The sequence below is a fragment of the Pseudomonas paraeruginosa genome (assembly GCF_003025345.2).
Classification (GTDB): domain Bacteria; phylum Pseudomonadota; class Gammaproteobacteria; order Pseudomonadales; family Pseudomonadaceae; genus Pseudomonas; species Pseudomonas paraeruginosa.
Window position 1 is genome coordinate 2,771,584 of sequence record NZ_CP020560.1, and the last position, 20,447, is coordinate 2,792,030.

The following is a 20,447-nucleotide window of genomic DNA, read 5'->3' on the forward strand; positions in this document are numbered from 1 at the left end:
GTTGCCCGGCGCTTCATCACGCTTCCCCTCGACAAGCGCAAGCTGTACCTGGCGAAGATGCAGGAGGAGGGCGTGACGCCGGCCAACCTGCCGATTCCCGAGGTGGCCTCGGCCTTCGAGCGCATCCCGCTGTCCTATGCCCAGGAGCGCCAGTGGTTCCTCTGGCAGATGGACCCGCAGAGCGCCGCCTACAACATTCCCTCGGCGCTGCGCCTGCGTGGCGAACTGGACGTCGAGGCGCTGGCCGCCAGCCTGGGCGCCATCGTCGAGCGCCACCAGAGCCTGCGGACCGTGTTCGTCGAGGACGAACAACTGGATGGCTTCCGCCAGCAGGTGCTGGCGTCGGTGGACCTACCCGTCCCGGTCACGCTGGCGAGCGGCGACGACGCGCAGGCGCAGATTCGCGCCTTCGTTGAAAGCGAGACGCAACAGCCCTTCGATCTGCGTAACGGTCCGCTGCTTCGCGCGCGCCTGTTGCGGTTGGCGGCCGACGATCACGTGCTGACCCTGACCATCCACCATGCGGCGGCCGATGGCTGGTCCATGCGGGTACTGGTGGAGGAGCTCATTGCCCTCTACGGCGCGCGCCGCCAAGGCATCGAGGCGACGCTGCCCGATTTGCCGATCCAGTATGCGGACTATGCGATCTGGCAACGGCACTGGCTGGAGGCCGGCGAACGCGAGCGCCAGTTGGAGTACTGGATGGCGCGGCTGGGCGGAGGGCAGACCGTGCTCGAACTGCCGACGGACCGCCAGCGCCCGGCGCTGCCGAGCTACCGCGGCGCGCGCCATGAACTGCGGTTGCCGCAGGCGTTGGGCCGACAGTTGCAGGCGCTGGCGCAGCGCGAAGGGGCGACGCTGTTCATGCTCCTGCTGGCCTCGTTCCAGGCGCTCCTGCATCGCTACAGCGGCCAGTACGACATCCGCGTCGGCGTGCCGGTGGCCAACCGCAACCGGGTCGAGACCGAGCGGCTCATCGGCTTCTTCGTCAATACCCAGGTGCTGCGCGCCGACCTCGATGCGCAGATGCCTTTCCTTGACCTTCTACAGCAGACCCGTGTCGCCGCGCTCGGCGCCCAGGCCCACCAGGACCTACCGTTCGAGCAACTGGTCGAGGCCTTGCAGCCGGAGCGCAGTCTCAGCCACAGCCCGCTGTTCCAGGCCATGTACAACCACCAGAACCTGGGTTCCGCAGGTCGCCAGTCGCTGGCAGCGCAATTGCCGGGGCTGAACGTCGAGGACCTCTCGTGGGGCGCGCACAGCGCGCAGTTCGACCTGACCCTGGACACCTACGAGTCGGAACAGGGCGTGCACGCCGAGTTCACCTACGCCACCGACCTGTTCGAGGCCACGACCGTGGAGCGCCTGGCGCGCCACTGGCGCAACCTGCTCGAGGCCATCGTCGCCGAGCCGCGGCGACGCCTCGGCGACCTGCCGCTGTTCGACGCCGAGGAGCGCGCCGCGCTGCTGCAACGCAGCCGCCTGCCGGCGAGCGAGTATCCCGCCGGGCAGGGCGTGCATCGCCTGTTCGAGGCCCAGGCCGGCCTGACCCCGGACGCGCCGGCCTTGCTGTTCGGCGAGGAACGCCTGAGTTACGCCGAACTCAATGCGTTGGCCAACCGCCTGGCCCGGCGCCTGCGCGAGGAGGGTGTCGGTAGCGATGTACTGGTCGGCATCGCGCTGGAGCGCGGCGTACCCATGGTGGTGGCCCTGCTGGCGGTGCTCAAGGCGGGTGGCGCCTACGTGCCGCTGGACCCGCAGTATCCCGCGGATCGCCTGCAGTACATGATCGATGACAGCGGGCTGCGCCTGTTGCTCAGCCAGGAAAGCGTGCTGGCGCGCCTGCCGCGGGCGGATGGGCTGCGAAGCCTGCTGCTCGATGACCTGGAGCGACTGGTGCAAGGCTACCCGGCGGAAAACCCGGACCTGCCGCAGGCGCCCGACAGTCTCTGCTACGCGATCTACACCTCCGGTTCCACCGGCCAGCCGAAAGGCGTGATGGTCCGCCACCGCGCCCTGACCAACTTCGTCTGCAGCATCGCCCGACAACCGGGCATGCTGGCGCGGGACCGCCTGCTGTCGGTGACCACCTTCTCCTTCGATATCTTCGGCCTCGAGCTCTACGTGCCGCTGGCGCGTGGCGCCAGCGTGCTGCTCGCCAGCCGCGAACAGGCCCAGGACCCAGAAGCCCTGCTCGACCTGGTCGAGCGACAGGGCGTCACGGTACTGCAGGCGACCCCGGCGACCTGGCGGATGCTGTGCGACAGCGAGCGTGTCGACCTGCTGCGTGGCTGCACCCTGCTGTGCGGTGGCGAGGCGCTGGCGGAGGACCTGGCGGCGCGTATGCGCGAACTGTCGGCGTCGACCTGGAATCTCTACGGGCCGACCGAGACGACGATCTGGTCGGCGCAGTTCCGCCTCGGTGAGGAGGCCCGGCCGTTCCTCGGCGGGCCGCTGGCAAACACCGCGCTGTACATCCTCGACAGCGAAATGAACCCATGCCCACCCGGCGTCGCCGGCGAGCTGCTGATCGGCGGCGACGGCCTGGCGCGTGGCTACCATCGCCGCCCCGGCCTGTCCGCCGAACGCTTCCTGCCCGACCCGTTCGCCGCCGACGGTTCGCGCCTGTACCGCACCGGCGACCTGGCGCGCTACCGCGCCGACGGGGTCATCGAATACCTTGGACGGATCGACCACCAGGTGAAGATCCGCGGATTCCGCATCGAGCTCGGCGAAATCGAGACGCGCCTGCTGGAGCAGGACAGCGTGCGCGAGGCGGTGGTCGTCGCCCAGCCGGGCGCGGCCGGGCCGATCCTGGTGGCCTACCTGGTGCCCGCCGAGGCCGCGCTGGTCGGCGCCGAGTCGGCGCGCCAGCAGGAGCTGCGCAGCGCATTGAAGAACAGTCTGCTGGCGGTTCTCCCGGACTACATGGTGCCGGCGCACATGCTGCTGCTGGCGAGCCTGCCGCTGACGCCGAACGGCAAGATCAACCGCAAGGCGCTGCCGCTGCCGGACGCGAACGCGGTCCGGGACGCCCATGTCGCGCCCGAAGGCGAGCTGGAACGGGCCATGGCGGCGATCTGGAGCGAGGTCCTGAAGCTCGGGCGCATCGGTCGGGACGACAATTTCTTCGAGCTGGGCGGCCATTCGCTGCTGGTGACCCAGGTGGTTTCCCGGGTACGCCGCCGCCTCGACCTGCAAGTGCCGCTGCGCACCCTGTTCGAGCACAGCACCCTGCGCGCCTATGCGCAGGCCGTGGCGCAGCTGGCGCCGGCCGCCCAGGGCGGGATCGTCCGGGGCGCCAGGGATGCGTCGCCGCAGCTGTCGTTCGCCCAGGAGCGCCAGTGGTTCATCTGGCGCCTGGAGCCGGACAGCGCGGCCTACAACATCCCGGTGGCGCTGCGCCTGAAGGGGCAACTGCGGCGCGACGCCCTGCAGGAGGCCCTGGACCTGCTGGTGCAGCGCCATGAAACGCTGCGCACCACCTTCGTCGAACACGATGGCGCGCCGCGCCAGGTCATCCACTCGGCGCTGCCGGTGCCCATCGAGGAGCGCCCCCCGCTGGCGGCCGGCGAAGACCTGAAGACACTGGTGGAAACCGAGGCCCATCGGCCGTTCGACCTGCAGCGCGGACCGCTGCTGCGGGTCCTGCTGTTGCCGCTGGCGACGGACGAATGCGCGCTGGTGCTGACCCTGCACCACATCATCGCCGATGGCTGGTCGATGCAGGTCCTGGTGGACGAGCTGATCCGTGTCTACGCCGCGCTTCGGCAGGACGAGTCTCCCGCGCTGGCGGAGTTGCCGATCCAGTACGCCGACTTCGCGGCCTGGCAGCGCCAGTGGATGGATGGCGGCGAGCGCGAGCGCCAGCTGGGCTACTGGGTCTCCCGCCTGGGCGGCGAGCAGCCTTTGCTGGAGTTGCCCGGCGACCGGCCGCGACCGCAGCAACAGAGCCATCGTGGCCGGCGCATCGGCATCCCGTTGCCGGCGGAGCTCGCCGAGGCCCTGCGGCGGCTCGCCCAGGCCGAGCAGAGCACGTTGTTCATGCTGCTGCTGGCGTCGTTCCAGGCGCTCCTGCATCGCTACAGCGGGCAGGACGACATTCGCGTCGGCGTACCCATCGCCAACCGCAATCGCGAGGAAACCGAGGGGCTCATCGGCTTCTTCGTCAACACCCAGGTGCTGCGCGCGGAACTCGACGGACAACTGCCGTTCCGCGAGCTGCTGCGGCAGGTCCGGCAGGCGGTGGTGGAAGCGCAGGGCCACCAGGACCTGCCGTTCGAGCAACTGGTGGATGCGTTGCAGCCGGAACGCAGCCTCAGCCATGCGCCGTTGTTCCAGGTGATGTACAACCACCAGCGCGACGATCATCGCGGCTCGCGCTTCGCCGCTCTGGGCGAACTCGAGGTCGAGGACCTGGCCTGGGACGTACAGACCGCGCAGTTCGACCTGACCCTGGATACCTACGAGTCCTCCCGTGGCCTGCTTGCCGAACTGACCTATGCCACCGATCTCTTCGACGCGTCGAGCGCCGAGCGCATCGCCGGCCACTGGCTGAACCTGCTCCAGTCGATCGTCGCCCGGCCGGACGCGCGCATCGCCGAGCTGAAACTTCTGGACGAGGCCGAAGCGCGCGCCGACCTGCTGCAATGGAACCCCCATCCGCAGGACTTCCCCCCGGCGTCCTGCCTGCACCGCCTGATCGAGCGCCAGGCCGCCGAGCGTCCGCAGGCGACGGCGGTGGTCTACGGCGAACGCGCGCTCGACTATGGCGAGCTGAACCGGCGGGCCAATCGCCTGGCTCACCGGCTGATCGAACTCGGTGTCGGCCCCGACGTGCTGGTCGGCCTGGCGGCCGAGCGCAGCCTGGAGATGATCGTCGGCCTGCTGGCTATCCTCAAGGCCGGCGGCGCCTATGTCCCGCTCGATCCGCGCTATCCACGTGATCGCCTGGGCTACATGATCGAGGACAGCGGCATCCGCCTGCTGCTGGCCCAGCGCGAGGCGTGCGAACGCTTGCCGCTCGGCGAGGGCTTGCCGTGCCTGCTGCTGGATGCGGAGCAGGAGTGGGCCGGCTACCCCGAGAGCGATCCGCAGAGCGCCGTCGGCGTCGATAACCTGGCCTATGTGATCTACACCTCCGGCTCCACCGGAAAACCGAAGGGCACCCTGCTGCCGCATGGCAACGTGCTACGCCTGTTCGACGCCACCCGGCACTGGTTCGGCTTCTGCGCGGACGACGCCTGGAGCCTGTTCCACTCCTACGCGTTCGATTTCTCCGTCTGGGAGATCTTCGGCGCGCTGTTGCATGGCGGCAGGCTGGTCATCGTCCCGTACGAGACCAGCCGTTCGCCCGAGGACTTCCTGCGCCTGCTGTGCCGGGAGCGGGTGACGGTGCTGAACCAGACGCCGTCGGCCTTCAAGCAGTTGATGCAGGTCGCCTGCGCCGGCCAGGAGGTTGCGCCGCTGGCCCTGCGGCATGTGGTGTTCGGTGGCGAGGCGCTGGAAGTGCAGGCCCTGCGCCCATGGTTCGAGCGCTTCGGCGATCGCGCGCCGCGCCTGGTCAATATGTATGGGATCACCGAGACCACGGTCCACGTGACCTATCGTCCGCTGTCGTTGGCGGACCTCGAAGGCGGGGCGGCCAGTCCGATCGGTGAACCGATCGCGGACCTGTCATGGTATCTGCTCGACGCCGGGCTGAACCCTGTGCCCAGGGGCTGCATCGGCGAGCTGTATGTGGGGGGCGCGGGATTGGCGCGGGGCTATCTGAACCGCCCCGAGCTGAGTTGCACGCGCTTCGTGGCCGATCCGTTCTCCACGACCGGGGGACGTCTGTACCGGACCGGCGACCTGGCTCGCTATCGTTGCGACGGGGTAGTCGAATACGTCGGTCGGATCGACCATCAGGTCAAGATTCGCGGCTTCCGCATCGAACTGGGCGAAATCGAGGCCCGCCTGCTCGAACAGCCGGGCGTGGCCGAGGTAGCGGTGCTGCCTCACGAGGGAGCGGGCGCTACGCAACTGGTCGGCTATGTCGTGACGCAGGCGGCGCCAAGCGACCCCGCCGCGTTGCGCGATACGCTGCGCCAGGCCCTGAAGGCGAGCTTGCCGGAGCACATGGTGCCCGCCCACTTGCTGTTCCTCGAGCGCCTGCCGCTGACGGCCAACGGCAAGCTGGACCGGCGTGCCTTGCCCGCGCCGGACGCCAGCCGTCTGCAGCAGGATTATGCCGCGCCGCGCAGCGAGCTGGAGCAGCGCCTGGCGGCGATCTGGGCGGATGTGCTGAAGCTTGGCCGCGTCGGCCTGGACGACAACTTCTTCGAACTTGGCGGCGACTCGATCATTTCCATCCAGGTGGTCAGCCGCGCGCGCCAGGTCGGGATCCGGCTGGCGCCCAGGGACCTGTTCCTGCACCAGACGATCCGCGGCCTGGCCGGCGTGGCCGTCGAGGGCCGCGGCCTGGCCAGCGCCGAACAGGGGCCGATCAGCGGGAGCACGCCGCTGCTGCCCATCCAGCAGATGTTCTTCGAGCAGGATATTCCGCGGCGCCAGCACTGGAACCAGTCGGTCCTGCTGGAACCGGGGCAGGCGCTCGACGGTACGCTGCTGGAACAGGCGCTGCAGGCCTTGCTGGCGCACCATGATGCGTTGCGCCTGGGCTTCCGTCTCGAAGACGGGAGCTGGCGCGCCGAACACCGCGCGGTCGAGGCCGGCGAGGCGTTGCTGTGGCAGCGCTCGGTCGCCGATGGGCAAGCGCTGGAAGCCCTGGCGGAGCAGGCCCAGCGCAGCCTCGACCTGGGCAACGGGCCTCTGTTGCGCGCGCTGCTGGCGACACTCGGAGACGGCAGCCAGCGGCTGTTGCTGGTGATCCACCATCTGGCGGTGGATGGGGTGTCCTGGCGGATCCTGCTCGAAGACCTGCAGACCGCCTACCGCCAGTTGCAGGCCGGCCAGGCCGTTGCGCTGCCCGCCAAGACCAGCGCCTTCAAGGCGTGGGCCGAACGCCTGCAGGCGCATGCCCGCGACGGCGGCCTGGAGAGCGAGCGCGGCTACTGGCTGGCGCAGCTCGAAGGCGTGTCCACCGAACTGCCCTGCGACGATCGCGAGGGCGCGCAATCGCTCCGGCATGTCCGTTCGGCACGTACCGAGCTGAGCGAAGAGGCCACGCGCCGGTTGTTGCAGGAAGCGCCGGCGGCCTACCGGACCCAGGTCAACGATCTGCTGCTTACCGCGCTGGCGCGGGTCATCGGTCGCTGGAGCGGCCAGGCGGATACCCTCATCCAGCTCGAAGGACACGGCCGCGAGGAATTGTTCGAAGACATCGACCTGACCCGCACGGTGGGCTGGTTCACCAGCCTGTTCCCGCTGCGCCTGTCGCCGGTGGCGGAGCTGGGCGCTTCGATCAAGCGGATCAAGGAACAACTGCGCGCGATTCCGCACAAGGGATTGGGCTTCGGCGTCCTGCGTTACCTCGGCAGCGCCGAGGATCGGGCGGCGCTGGCGGCCCTGCCGAGTCCGCGCATCACCTTCAACTACCTGGGGCAGTTCGACGGCAGCTTCTCCGCCGATTCCTCCGCGCTGTTCCGTCCCAGCGCCGACGCGGCCGGCAGCGAGCGCGACAGCGACGCGCCGCTGGACAACTGGCTGAGCCTCAACGGCCAGGTCTATGCCGGCCGGCTCGGCATCGACTGGAGCTTCAGCGCCGCGCGTTTCAGCGAGGCGAGCATCGTTCGCCTGGCCGATGCCTATCGCGACGAGCTGCTGGCGCTGATCGAGCATTGTTGCGCCGCCGGTGTCGAAGGCGTGACCCCATCGGACTTCCCCCTGGCCGGGCTCGACCAGCGGCAGTTGGACGCATTGCCCCTGGCGGCGGGTGAGGTGGAGGATCTCTATCCGCTGTCGCCGATGCAGCAGGGCATGCTGTTCCATAGCCTGTACCAGCAGAACAGCGGCGACTACATCAACCAGATGCGTCTGGACGTGGAAGGTCTGGATCCCCAACGCTTCCGCGAGGCCTGGCAGGCGGCGCTGGATGCCCACGAAGCCCTGCGCAGCGGCTTCCTCTGGCAGGGCGCGTTGGAGAAGCCGCTGCAACTGGTGCGCAAGCGCGTCGAAGTGCCGTTCAGCGTGCACGACTGGCGCGACCGCGCGGACCTCGCCGAGGCGCTCGACGTCCTCGCGGCCGGCGAGGCCGGGCTCGGCTTCGAACTCGCCGAGGCGCCGCTGCTGCGGCTGGTGCTGGTGCGTACCGGCGAGCGCCGGCACCACCTGATCTACACCAACCATCACATCCTCATGGACGGCTGGAGCAACTCGCAGTTGCTCGGTGAAGTCTTGCAGCGCTACCGCGGCGAGACGCCGCCGCGCTCGGGCGGTCGCTATCGCGACTACATCGCCTGGCTGCAACGCCAGGACGCGGGTCGCACCGAGGCGTTCTGGAAGCAGCGCCTGCTGCGGCTGGGCGAGCCGACCCTGCTGGTTCCGGCGGTCACCCGTGGGGTGCGGGGCGCCGAGGGCCATGCCGATCGCTACCGGCACCTGGATGCCACCACGAGCCAGCGCCTGGCAGCGTTCGCCCGCGAGCAGAAGGTGACGCTCAATACTCTGGTCCAGGCAGCCTGGCTGATACTGCTGCAACGCTACACCGGGCAGGACACCGTGGCCTTCGGTGCCACCGTGTCCGGTCGTCCGGCGGAGTTGCGCGGGATCGAAGAACAGATCGGCCTGTTCATCAACACCCTGCCGGTGGTCGCCAGCCCGCGTCCGGAGCAGTCGCTTGGCGACTGGCTGCAGGCGGTGCAGGGCGAGAACCTGGCACTGCGTGAGTTCGAGCACACGCCGTTGTATGACATCCAGCGCTGGGCAGGGCGGATCGGCGAGGCCCTGTTCGACAACATCCTGGTATTCGAGAACTACCCGGTTTCCGCAGCGCTGGCGGAAGAAACACCGACGGACATGCGGATCGACGCGCTTAGCAACCAGGAGCAGACGCACTATCCGCTGACGCTGCTGGTGAGCGCCGGAGAGACCCTCGAACTGCACTACAGCTATTCCCGCCAGGCTTTCGACGAGGCGGAGATCGTGTGCCTGGCGGAACGCCTCGAACGCTTGTTGCTGGGGATGTGCGAAAACCCGGGGGTGTCGTTGGGCGAGCTGGACAGTCTGCTTGCCGCCGAGCGCTACCAGTTGCTGGAAGGCTGGAACGCCACTGCGGCCGAGTACCCGCGGCAACGCGGCGTGCACCAGCTGTTCGAGGAGCAGGTCGAGCGCAACCCGGAGGCGCCGGCACTGGCCTTCGGCGAGGAGCGCCTGGACTACGCCGAGCTGAACCGCCGGGCCAACCGCCTGGCGCATGCCTTGATCGAGCGCGGGGTCGGTGCGGACCGCCTGGTGGGCGTGGCCATGGAGCGTTCCATCGAGATGGTCGTGGCCCTGATGGCGATCCTCAAGGCCGGCGGTGCCTACGTGCCGGTGGACCCGGAGTATCCCGAGGAGCGCCAGGCCTACATGCTGGAGGACAGCGGCGTGCAGCTGCTGCTCAGCCAGTCGCACCTGAAGCTGCCGCTGGCGCGAGGCGTGCAGCGGATCGACCTGGACCAGGCCGATGCCTGGCTGGAAAACCATGCCGAGAACAATCCGGCGATCGAGCTGAACGGCGAGAATCTTGCCTATGTCATCTACACCTCCGGTTCCACCGGCAAGCCCAAGGGCGCCGGCAACCGCCATTCGGCGCTGAGCAACCGCCTGTGCTGGATGCAGCAGGCTTACGGCCTGGGCGTCGGCGACACGGTGTTGCAGAAGACCCCGTTCAGCTTCGACGTATCGGTCTGGGAGTTCTTCTGGCCGCTGATGACCGGCGCGCGTTTGGTGGTGGCCGCGCCGGGCGATCATCGCGACCCGGCGAAGCTGGTGGCGCTGATCAACCGCGAAAGGGTCGATACGCTGCACTTCGTGCCGTCGATGCTCCACGCGTTCATGCAGGACGAAGACGTCGCCTCCTGCACCAGCCTGAAACGCATCGTTTGCAGCGGCGAGGCGCTGCCGGCGGACGCCCAGCAGCAGGTGTTCGCCAAGCTGCCGCAGGCCAGCCTCTATAACCTCTATGGCCCGACCGAGGCGGCCATCGACGTCACCCACTGGACCTGCGTGGAGGAGGGCAAGGACGCGGTGCCGATCGGCCGGCCGATCGCCAACCTGGCCTGCTACATCCTCGATGGCAACCTGGAGCCGGTGCCGGTGGGCGTGCTCGGCGAGCTGTACCTGGCCGGCCGAGGCCTGGCCCGTGGCTACCACCAGCGTCCGGGGCTGACCGCCGAGCGCTTCGTCGCCAGCCCGTTCGTGGCCGGGGAGCGGATGTACCGCAGCGGCGATCTGGCGCGCTACCGCGCCGACGGGGTGATCGAGTACGCCGGGCGGATCGACCACCAGGTGAAGCTGCGCGGCCTACGCATCGAACTGGGCGAGATCGAGGCGCGCCTGCTGGAGCATCCGTGGGTGCGCGAGGCGGCGGTGCTGGCGGTGGACGGCAAGCAGTTGGTCGGCTACGTGGTGCTGGAGAGCGAGGGCGGCGACTGGCGCGAAGCGCTGGCCGCGCACCTGGCGGCGAGCCTGCCGGAATACATGGTGCCGGCGCAGTGGCTGGCGCTGGAGCGGATGCCGCTGAGTCCGAACGGTAAGCTGGAGCGCAAGGCGCTGCCGAAGCTCGAAGCGGAAGACGGACTCGGCGAATACGTGGCGCCGGCCAGCGATACGGAACGGCAACTGGCGGCGATCTGGGCGGATGTCCTGGGGCGCGAGCGGGTTGGCGTGACCGATAACTTCTTCGCCCTCGGCGGCGACTCGATCGTCTCGATCCAGGTGGTCAGCCGTGCACGCCAGGCCGGATTGCAACTGAGCCCGCGCGACCTGTTCCAGTTGCAGAACATTCGCAAGCTGGCCGAGCGCTGCGGCGCGGCGGCGCCCGTCGCAGAGCCGGCGAGCGTGCCCGACGGCGCCGTCCTGCACAATCTGCTGCCGCAGCAGGTGCAGGCGCTGCCGTTGCCCCACCAACAGCTGGAACACCTCTACAGCCTCTCGCCGATGCAGCAGGGCATGCTGTTCCTCGGACTGAACAGCCCGGACGCCGAGTTGTACATCAACCAGTTGAGCATCGCCGTCGACGGACTCGATCCGCAGCGCCTGCAACGCGCCTGGTCGGCGGTGGCGCAGCGCCATGAAGTGTTGCGCAGCGGCTTCCTCTGGCTGGACCAGGAGGAGCCTCTGCAATTTGTCCTGGCCGATCCCGGGCTGCCATTCGAGGTCCTCGACTGGCGTGGGCGGGCGATAAGCGACGAAGCACTGGAACAGGTCGCGCAACAGGAGCGGCGCAAGGGCTTCGACCTGGGGCAGCCGCCGTTGCAACGGGTGCGCCTGCTGCGCCTGGGCGAGGATCGCTACCAGTTGATCTGGACCTACCACCACATTCTCATCGATGGCTGGAGCACTTCGCAGCTGTTCGGCGAGATACTCGAACTCTATTCCGGCGGCAGCCTGCCGCCCGCCGTCCCTTACCGGCACTACATCGCCTGGCTGCGGGCGCGCGATGGCAAGGCCAGCGAGGCCTTCTGGCGCCGCCAGCTGGCGCGCATGGACGAGCCGACCTACCTGGCCGACGCCTTCAACGCTGCCCGCGAAGGATATGGGCACCAGGCGTTGTACACGCGCCTGGACAGCGATGCCACCGAGCATCTGAAACGTTTCGCCCAATCCCAGCGAGTAACGCTCAATACCCTGGTACAGGGCGCCTGGCTGCTCCTGCTGAGTCGCTACAGCGGCCAGCGCTGCGTGTCCTTCGGTGCCACCGTTGCCGGCCGGCCGGCCAGCCTGGAGGCGTCGGAGCGGATCCTCGGGCTGTTCATCAATACCTTGCCGGTGGTCTGCGAAGTGGCGCCGGAACAGTGCGTCGGCGATTGGCTGAGAGCCCTGCAGGACTACAACCTGGAGATGCGCGAGCAGGAGTACACCCCGCTCAGCGACATCCAGCGCTGGGCCGGGCGTAGCGGCCAATCGCTGTTCGACAGCATCATCGTGTTCGAGAACCATCCGGTTGACCGGACGCTGCGTGACTGGCGCGACGATTCGCTGCGCTTCGGCGAGATGCGCAGCGCCGGTCTGACCAACTTCCCCATGGACCTGATGGTGACCAGCGACGATTCCGGGCTGGCAATCGAATACATGTTCCTGCGCGAGCACTTCGCCGTGGCTTCGGTCGAGCGCCTGCGCACGGACATGGAGGGACTGCTCGCGGTTTTGAGCGGCGACGCCGAGTGCCGCCTGGGCAACATCGGCCTGCCGAGTGCCCGGGTGCCGTTGGCGGATGGCGCGTGTCCGGATCGGTATCCGCTGGTACACCAGCGCATCGGCGAGTGGAGCCGGCGCACGCCGGACGCCACCGCGCTGGTGTTCGACGAGCGCAGCCACTCGTTCGCCGAGCTGGACGCGCGGGCCAACCGCCTGGCGCATGCGCTGGTCGAGCGCGGCGTGGCGGCCGACGTGCGGGTCGGTGTGGCGCTGCCGCGCGGCACCGAACTGGTCGTCGCGCTCCTCGCCGTGCTCAAGGCCGGTGGCGCCTACGTGCCGCTGGACCTGGCGTATCCGCGTGAGCGACTGGCTTACCTGATGCAGGACTCCGGCATCGCCCTGCTGTTGAGCGAAAGCCAGGCGCTGGCGCAACTGCCGGTACCCGCCGGCGTTCCCGCCCTGGCCCTGGACCGCCTGGATCTGCTGGAGCATCCGGCGCAGGCGCCGCAGGTCGAGGTCCATCCCGCCAACCTCGCCTACGTCATCTATACCTCCGGCTCCACCGGCCTGCCCAAGGGCGTCGCGGTGAGCCATGGTCCTCTGGCGATGCACATCGACGCGGTCGGCGAGCGCTACGAGATGACCCCTGCCGATCGCGAGCTGCACTTCATGTCGTTCGCTTTCGACGGCGCCCATGAACGCTGGCTGACCGCCCTGGGCCACGGTGGCAGCCTGCTGCTGCGCGACGATGCACTGTGGACGCCGGAGCAGACCTACGCGGCGATGCAACGCCACGGGGTCACGGTTGCCGCGTTCCCGCCGGTCTACCTGCAACAGCTGGCCGAGCATGCCGAGCGTGACGGCAACCCGCCGCCGGTACGTATCTACTGCTTCGGCGGCGACGCGGTGCCGGTGGCCGGTTTCGAACTGGCCAAGCGCGCGCTGAAACCGCGCTACATCATCAACGGCTATGGCCCGACGGAAACCGTGGTCACGCCGCTGATCTGGAAGGCTGCCATGGACACCGAATGCGGCGCTGCCTATGCGCCCATCGGCAGCTTCGTCGGCGAGCGCTGCGGCTATGTCGTGGACGCTGACCTGAACCCGTTGCCGGCGGGCGTGGCCGGGGAGCTGTACCTCGGTGGCGTCGGTCTGGCGCGAGGTTATCTGCAGCGGCCGGGGTTGAGCGCCGAGCGCTTCGTCGCCAGCCCGTTCAGCCGTGCCGGTGAGCGTCTCTATCGCACCGGCGACCTGGTTCGCCAGCGCGAGGATGGTACCTTCGACTACCTCGGGCGCATCGACAACCAGGTCAAGGTGCGGGGCTTCCGCATCGAACTGGGCGAGATCGAGGCGCGCCTGCAGGATGCCGACGAGGTCCGCGAAGCGGTGGTGATCGCCCGCGACGGGGCGAGTGGCAAGCAACTGCTCGGCTATGTGGTCGCGGAAGATGGCGTGGACGCCCCGGGCCTGCTCGAACGTCTGCGCGAGCGCCTCAAGCGCGATCTGCCGGAGTACATGGTACCGGCGCACCTGGCCCTGTTGCCGGCGATGCCGCTGACGCCGAACGGCAAGATCGACCGCAAGGCGCTGCCGGACATCGACGTCACCGCCAGCGAGGCCTACGTGGCGCCGCGCAATGAGCTGGAGCAGGCCCTGGCCGGTATCTGGCAGGAAGTGCTCGGCATCGCAAGGATCGGTGTGCACGACAACTTCTTCGAACTGGGTGGCGACTCCATCCTCAGCATGCAGGTGGTGGCCAAGGCCCGTGCCCTGAAGAAGCTGGGCTTCAGCCTGAAGCTGCGCGACCTGATCCAGAAGCCGAGCATCGCCGCCTTGTCCGGGTACGACGACAGCGCTGCGCCGCCGTCGCCGATCCTGGCGCTGAACGCGGCGGTGGCCGGCTGCCCGGCGCTGTTCTGCGTGCATGCCGGCTTCGGCACGGTGTTCGACTACGAACCGCTGGCCCGGCGCTTGAATGGCCGCCGTAGCGTACTGGCGATCCAGGCCCGCTCGCTGCTGGATCCGAACTGGCGGGACGTTTCCCTGCAACGGATGGCCGAGGATTACGTCGCACTGATCCGCCAGCGCCAGGCCGAGGGCCCCTATCACTTGCTCGGCTGGTCGCTGGGAGGGACCCTGGGCATGTTGATGGCCGCCGAACTCGAGCGGCAGGGACAGCAGGTCGCCTTCCTCGGCCTGCTGGACAGCTATGTGCCGGGAACCGAGGCGCCCGCCGCCGATGACTGGCGCGAGGATCTGCTGGACTTCCTCAGCGTCAGCGCCGGCCTGGAAACCCGTCCGCCACTGGCCGCCGGGGTGGAGCAGCGCGACAACGTCAGCGCCGCCATCGCCCAGTGCCTTGGCGTCGGCCAGACCGGCAAGGGAGGGCTGGGTTGCGACGAACTGGCCCAGGTATTCCTGGTCGCCCGGCAGCTCAAGCAACTCTCCGGGCAACTGGATAGTTGCTCGCCGATCCAGGTCCGGCCGCTGTGCTGGTGGACGCGCGGGCGCGGCGAAGAGGTGCGGGCGCTGTCGCGTCAGTTGGGCGGCCAGCCCCTGGCCGGCCGGGTCGCCGCGTGCGGGCATTTCCAGATCCCCCATGCGCAGGAGGTGCTCGACTCCCTGGTGGAGGCGCTTGAAGAAATCCACGGCAGCCTCGTCTATTCATGACGAAGCTTTGGCCGGCCCCGCCGGGGCCGGCCCGTTGGAGATCATGAAATGGCCTTGAACCCCGATATCGCGGCATACCTGGAACTGGTCGGCAACGGCCGCAGCAGTGGCAAGAGCCTGCCCATGCACCAGTTGACGGTGCAACAGGCCCGCGAGCAGTTCGACCAGTCGTCGGCGTTGATGGACCCTGGCCTCGACGAGCCGCTGGCGCGCGTCGAGACGCTGTTCGTCCCGGCGCGGGACGGTACGTCGTTGCCGGCGCGCCTCTACAGTCCCCAGGGGCTGTCCGCGTCGCCGTCGTTGCCGGGCGTGCTGTACCTGCATGGCGGCGGCTACGTCGTCGGCAGCCTGGATTCCCACGACGCGCTGTGCGCCAGCCTGGCCGAGCGCGCCGGTTGCGTGGTGCTTTCTCTGGCCTACCGGTTGGCGCCGGAGTGGCGTTTCCCGACCGCCGCCGAGGACGTCGAGGACGCCTGGTGCTGGTTGGCTGCCGAAGCCGAGCGATTGGGTATCGATCCGCAACGCCTAGCGGTTGCCGGCGACAGCGTCGGCGGCAGTCTGTGCGCGGTGTTGTCGCGTCAGTTGGCGCTGCGCGGAGACGCCTCGCAACCGCGTCTGCAGGTGCTGATCTACCCGGTCACCGATGCCAGCCGCACGCGCCAATCGATCGAGCGCTACGCCGTTGGCCACCTGTTGGAGAAGGACAGCCTGGAGTGGTTCTACCAGCACTACCAGCGTAGCCCCGAGGACCGCCAGGACCCGCGTTTCTCGCCGCTGCTCGGCGCGGTGCCGGCTGACCTGGCGCCGACATTGCTGCTGGTCGCCGAGTGCGACCCGCTGCATGACGAGGGTATCGCCTATGCCGAGCACCTGCGCCAGGGCGGCGCGCAGGTGGAGCTATGCGTCTATCCCGGGATGACCCATGATTTCCTGCGCATGGGTGCGATCGTCGACGAGGCCGACGAAGCCAAGGACATGATCGCCGAGGCGCTGGTGGCGGCCCTGGCACGCTGAGACTTCGGCATTCACCATGAAAAAGCCCCGCCAGGTGAACCTGGCGGGGCTTTTTCATGAAGGCTGGGGCGAGGGGAGGCCAGCGGTCTCCCTGGACGCCTTACCAGTTGTAGGTCAGGTCGGTTGTGATGGTACGGCCCTGGCCGTAGTAGCAGTCGAGATCAGAGGTGCAACGGCTGACATATTTCTTGTCCTCGAGGTTCTCCAGGTTGACCTGCACCTTCAGGCCTTTCACCTGCAGCGGGGATTTCTCGAAGTCGTAGGACAGCTTGCCGTCGTACAGCGTGTAGGACGGGATGGTGAAGTGATCGACGGCTGTATCGGTGCCATCGCTGCCACGGGTGTAGCGCGCGCCGATCCCCGCGCCGAGGCCGGCGAACATGGTGTCTCCGCCAAGGGTGTAGTCCAGCCAGACGGCGGCGGTCATCGGCGGCGTGCCGGCCGGATGGCGGCCTTTGCGCCCCTCGTTGTCCTTGGTGTACTTGATGTCGTTGCGCGAGAACGAGGCGATGACATCGAGATTGTTGGTCAGGCTGGCCTTGCCTTCCAACTCGAAACCCTTGGAGCGCATGGCGCCGGACTGCCCGTAGAAATTGGGGTTCTCGAGATTGAGGGTGAGCACGTTCTTCTTGTCGATCTGGTAGACCGACATCTGGATGAAGCTGTTCTGCCCCGGCGGCTGGTATTTGATGCCGGCCTCGTACTGCTTGCCGGTGGTCGGCTTGAAGGCCTTGTTGCCTTCGTCCATGTTCAACCCGCCGACCGGCTGGAACGACTCGGAGTAGCTGACATAGGGCACGATGCCGTTGCTGAACTCGTAGCCGAAGCCGGCGCGGCCGCTGAACTTTTCGTCCTTGGCGTCGACCTTGCCGTTGGTTTCCTTGGCGTCGGTCTTGGCCCAGTCATAGCGGCCGCCGAGGGTCAGGAACCACTGGTTCCATTTCATCTGGTCCTGCAAGTAGATTCCGGTCTGGTCGGTGGTGCGGTTCCAGCGATAGGGATTGGTGAAGGTGAACTTGCTGCCGTACACCGGCTTGTACAGATCGATGATCGTGGTGGGTTCCTGGTTCGAGTAGAGACCGAAGAACTTGGTTTTGAAGTGGTAGAAGTCGATACCGATCAGCGCGGTGTGATCGATCGCGCCGGTCTTGAATTTGGCCTGGGCCATGTTGTCCATGCCGAAGGCCTTGTTGGTCTGCGACCAGTCCACGCCATAGCGCGTGGCATAGCGTCGGTCATTGGCACCGGTGTTCGGGTTGGGTACGAAGTTGTAACCGTGCAGTGGCGCCACGTACTGGTCGTCGAGATAGGCGTAGCGGGTGTTCTGCTTGAAGGTCCAGACATCGTTGAATTCGTGGCTGAACTCATAGCCGAGCACGAACTGGTCGCGGTCGTAGGAGTTCAGCCCCGGCTCGCCGATGAAGGTGCTGCGCTTGATCCGCCCGTTGGGCGTGCTGAACACCGTGCCGTAGGCCGGCAGGCCCTGGGCCTCGGGTACGTCGTTGTCCTTCTGGTACTGGCCGTAGAAGGTCAGGCTGGTCTGCTCGTTGGGGTTCCAGGTAAAGCTCGGTGCCAGCATGAAGCGTTTCTGCTCGGCATAGTCGATCTCCGAGTTGATGTCCCGGCCCACGCCGGTCAGCCGGTACAGGTAGGTGCCCTGTTCATCGAGCGCGCCGCCGACGTCGAAGGCGCCGTAGCGACGGTCCTGGCTGCCGCCGCCGAGCACCACTTCGCGGATCGGGGTGGCGGTGGGACGCTTGGACACCATGTTGACGATGCCGCCGGGTTCGTTCTGGCCGTAGAGCACCGAGGCCGGCCCCTTCAGCACCTCGATGCGCTCCAGGGTATAGGGGTCGATCTGCAGGGCGCCGCCGGTGCTGCCGCCGCCGTAGGGCATGTGCAGGCCGTCGAGGTACAGCGGCGCCGGGCTGAAGCCGCGCGAGGTCGGCTCGTCGAAGATCTTCACCCGGTCGGCGAAGCCGCCGCCGGTGATCCCCGGGGTGTAGCGCAGGGCCTCGGTGATGGTCTGCGAGCCACGCGCCTTGATCTCGTCCTGGGTGACCACGTTGATGGTCTGGGGGATCTCCTTGAGCGGGGTGTCGGTCTTGGTGCCGGTACCGCTGCGCTTGGCCACGTAGCCGTTGACGTGGCCCCAGGCCGACTCCTGGCTGGTGACGGTGATGTCGCCGAGGTCCACCGAGTCCGCCGAGCGCTGGGCGCTGATGGTGACGCTGGAGCCTTGCAGGCTGTAGCTGGCGCCGCTACCGCGGAGAAGTTCGGCGAGAGCCGCTTCGACGCTCAGTTGGCCGCGGACCGGGTTGCTGCGCAGGCCCCGCACTTCATCGGCGCTGTAGAGCACCTGCAACTGGCTCTGCTGACCGAATTGGCGCAGGGCGCTGGGCAGCGGCTGGGCGCCGATGTCGAACTGGATCTTCTGCGCCTCGGCCTGGCTGGCGAGCGGCGTCAACAGGGCCATGGCCAGGGCGGCGGTGCTCAGGCGCGGATGCAGCGTCAGGGTGTTGCGCATCACTAGAGCCTTGGTGAAACGGGGGAGTGCGCGGAGTGCTGGCATGCTCTCTAATACTCTTATGGATGTCATGATTGGGAATAATTGTTATTTGGTTTCCCATTGAGACGTTTGGTCGGCGCGAAACCGGAAAACAAAAATCGTTTTTCCGTGTTTCGCGGGCTGGGCGCTTCAGGCCGGTTGCAGCTCCTCGACCACCCGGCCACCGGCCAGGCGCAACAGCTGGTCGGCGCTGTCGAAGTAGCGGTCGTCGTGGGAGATCACGATGATGGTCTTGCCCATTCGCTTCAGCTCGGGAAGCAGCTCGGTATAGAAGATCCGGCGGAAGGTGGGATCCTGGTCGGCCGCCCACTCGTCGAAGACCAGCACCGGGCGCTTCTCGATCCATGCATTGACCAGCGCCAGGCGCTTGCGCTGGCCGGTGGACAGGTCGGTGGTGGTGAAGCTGCCGTCGCTCACGCTGACCTTGTGGGCGATTTCCAGGCGCTTCAGGTAGCGTCCGGCTTCCTCCGGCAATTGTTGTTCGCCGTCGACGAGGTCGTCGAACAGGTAGTAGTCGGCGAACACGGTGGTGAACAGCTGGCGATAGTCGTCGCGTGCCTGTGCCGTCACCTCCTCGCCGTTGAGCAGCAGCGAGCCCTCGTGGGGCGTGTACAGGCCGAGCAGCAGCTTGATCAGGGTGGTCTTGCCGCAGCCGTTCTCGCCGACGATGAAGAGGATTTCTCCCGGGCGGATCGTCAGGTTGACCGGGCCGAAGCGGAAGGGCGTCGAGCCCGGCACGCCCGGATAGCTGTAGCCGACATCGCGCAGCTCGATGCTGCGCACTTCCTGAGCCGGTCTGGAGGTGTCGTTCTCGAGCAGCAGGTAGGGTTCGGGATTGGAGAACTGCTCGTTGAGTTCGGCGATCCGGCGCAGGGCGATACGGTTGCGACTGATCAGCGGTAACAGGCTGAGTACGCTTTCCAGCGGCCCCTTCATGAACAGCAGGGTCATGACGAAGCCGCTGAGCACGCTGCGGTCGGAGGTCGGCCACCAGGTCTGGACCGCCAGGGCGGTGCCGATGACCACGAAGAACAGCAGCGAACCGAAGGTGCTGGCGGTGAGGAAGATGTTCACCGAACGCACCTGCAGGCGGCAGATGCGCTCCACGGTCTCGTCCAGCAGTCGCCCGTGCAGGCGCTGCCGGCGCGGGCGGTTGATGCGCAGCTCCTTGGCTCCTTCGGCCATGCCGCGGTAGTGCTTCTGCAACAGGTCTTCCTCTTCGCGCGCCGCTTCGAAACCGGCCATGCCATAGCCGCGGGCGATGTACTGGGCGATGGTGCCGAGCACCACGGCGCTGGCGGCGACCAGGAACATCGGCAGGGACAGGGTCGCCAGGTAGCCCAGGCAGCCGAGGGTCACGGTCAGGGAGATCACCAGTTGCGGCAGGCCGAAGGCGAGATCGCTGACCGTATCGATGTCGTGGGTGAGCACCGGGATCAGGCGATGCGTGCGGTAGCGTTCGAGTTGCTCGATCGGGGCGGACAGCACGCGGCCGCCGAGAGTCTTGCGCAGTCGGGCGATGACCTTCTGGCCGACGTAGTTGGTGCCGATATTGGACAGGATCGAACTGAGCAGGGCCAGCGCGCAGATGGCGCTGAAAGCCAGCATCATGCCGCTGGTCATGCCGCCTTCGGCGTTCAGTACGCGGTTGATCGAGGTGAGCAGCGCGGTGATGGCCAGGCCGCCGACGATGCCCAGTCCTATCGACAGGCTGAGCGCCGGCCAGAAGGGTTTGAGAATGCTCAGAAGTTCGCGAGTGGCGCTGCGGGGTGTTGCGGACATGGGGTTTCCTCGGCGCGGCCGGCTGGACGCAAGGGCAGAGAGGCGGATGGCGGAGTGGCGCACGCTCGCGCCTGCCCTGAAGACGAGGCCGGGAAGGGGAAATTTAGCCTGTGGCGATGCTTGGCCAGGG

At 67.7% G+C, this 20,447-nt stretch carries 4 protein-coding genes (1 of these 4 running past the window's edge); 2 read left to right on the top strand and 2 right to left on the bottom strand.

The genetic code is table 11. From position 1 onward, the window contains the following. Together B7D75_RS13210 and B7D75_RS13215 are read left to right on the top strand one after the other, a co-directional pair. Positions 1-14,952, top strand: partial view of a non-ribosomal peptide synthetase gene (locus tag B7D75_RS13210; protein WP_107114099.1) — the 3' portion only. 24 nt of this gene lie to the left of the window's left edge; the window shows 14,952 of its 14,976 coding nt (coding positions 25-14,976); its start codon lies off the left edge, out of view; it ends in the stop codon at positions 14,950-14,952. Between the two features lie 48 nt (positions 14,953-15,000). Then, positions 15,001-15,966: an alpha/beta hydrolase gene (locus tag B7D75_RS13215; RefSeq protein WP_107114100.1), complete on the top strand. Its 966-nt coding sequence runs from the start codon at positions 15,001-15,003 to the stop codon at positions 15,964-15,966. Between the two features lie 100 nt (positions 15,967-16,066). Here the strand turns inward: B7D75_RS13215 and B7D75_RS13220 are convergent, their stop codons facing one another. Both B7D75_RS13220 and B7D75_RS13225 read right to left on the bottom strand, forming a co-directional pair. Beyond that, positions 16,067-18,493, bottom strand: coding sequence for a TonB-dependent siderophore receptor (locus tag B7D75_RS13220; protein ID WP_034080607.1), 2,427 nt, complete (start codon positions 18,491-18,493; stop codon positions 16,067-16,069). A gap of 171 nt (positions 18,494-18,664) precedes the next feature. Continuing rightward, positions 18,665-20,317 (bottom strand): cyclic peptide export ABC transporter, encoded by a 1,653-nt coding sequence (locus B7D75_RS13225; protein WP_034080606.1) that lies wholly within the window; start codon positions 20,315-20,317, stop codon positions 18,665-18,667. Positions 20,318-20,447: the final 130 nt, after the last annotated feature.

Bases quoted from the DNA above. Each gene is read 5' to 3' on its own strand.
- B7D75_RS13215 (WP_107114100.1), top strand. From the start codon at position 15,001: ATGGCCTTGAACCCCGATATCGCGGCATACCTGGAACTGGTCGGCAAC.
- B7D75_RS13225 (WP_034080606.1), bottom strand. From the start codon at position 20,317: ATGTCCGCAACACCCCGCAGCGCCACTCGCGAACTTCTGAGCATTCTC.
- B7D75_RS13220 (WP_034080607.1), bottom strand. From the start codon at position 18,493: ATGCGCAACACCCTGACGCTGCATCCGCGCCTGAGCACCGCCGCCCTG.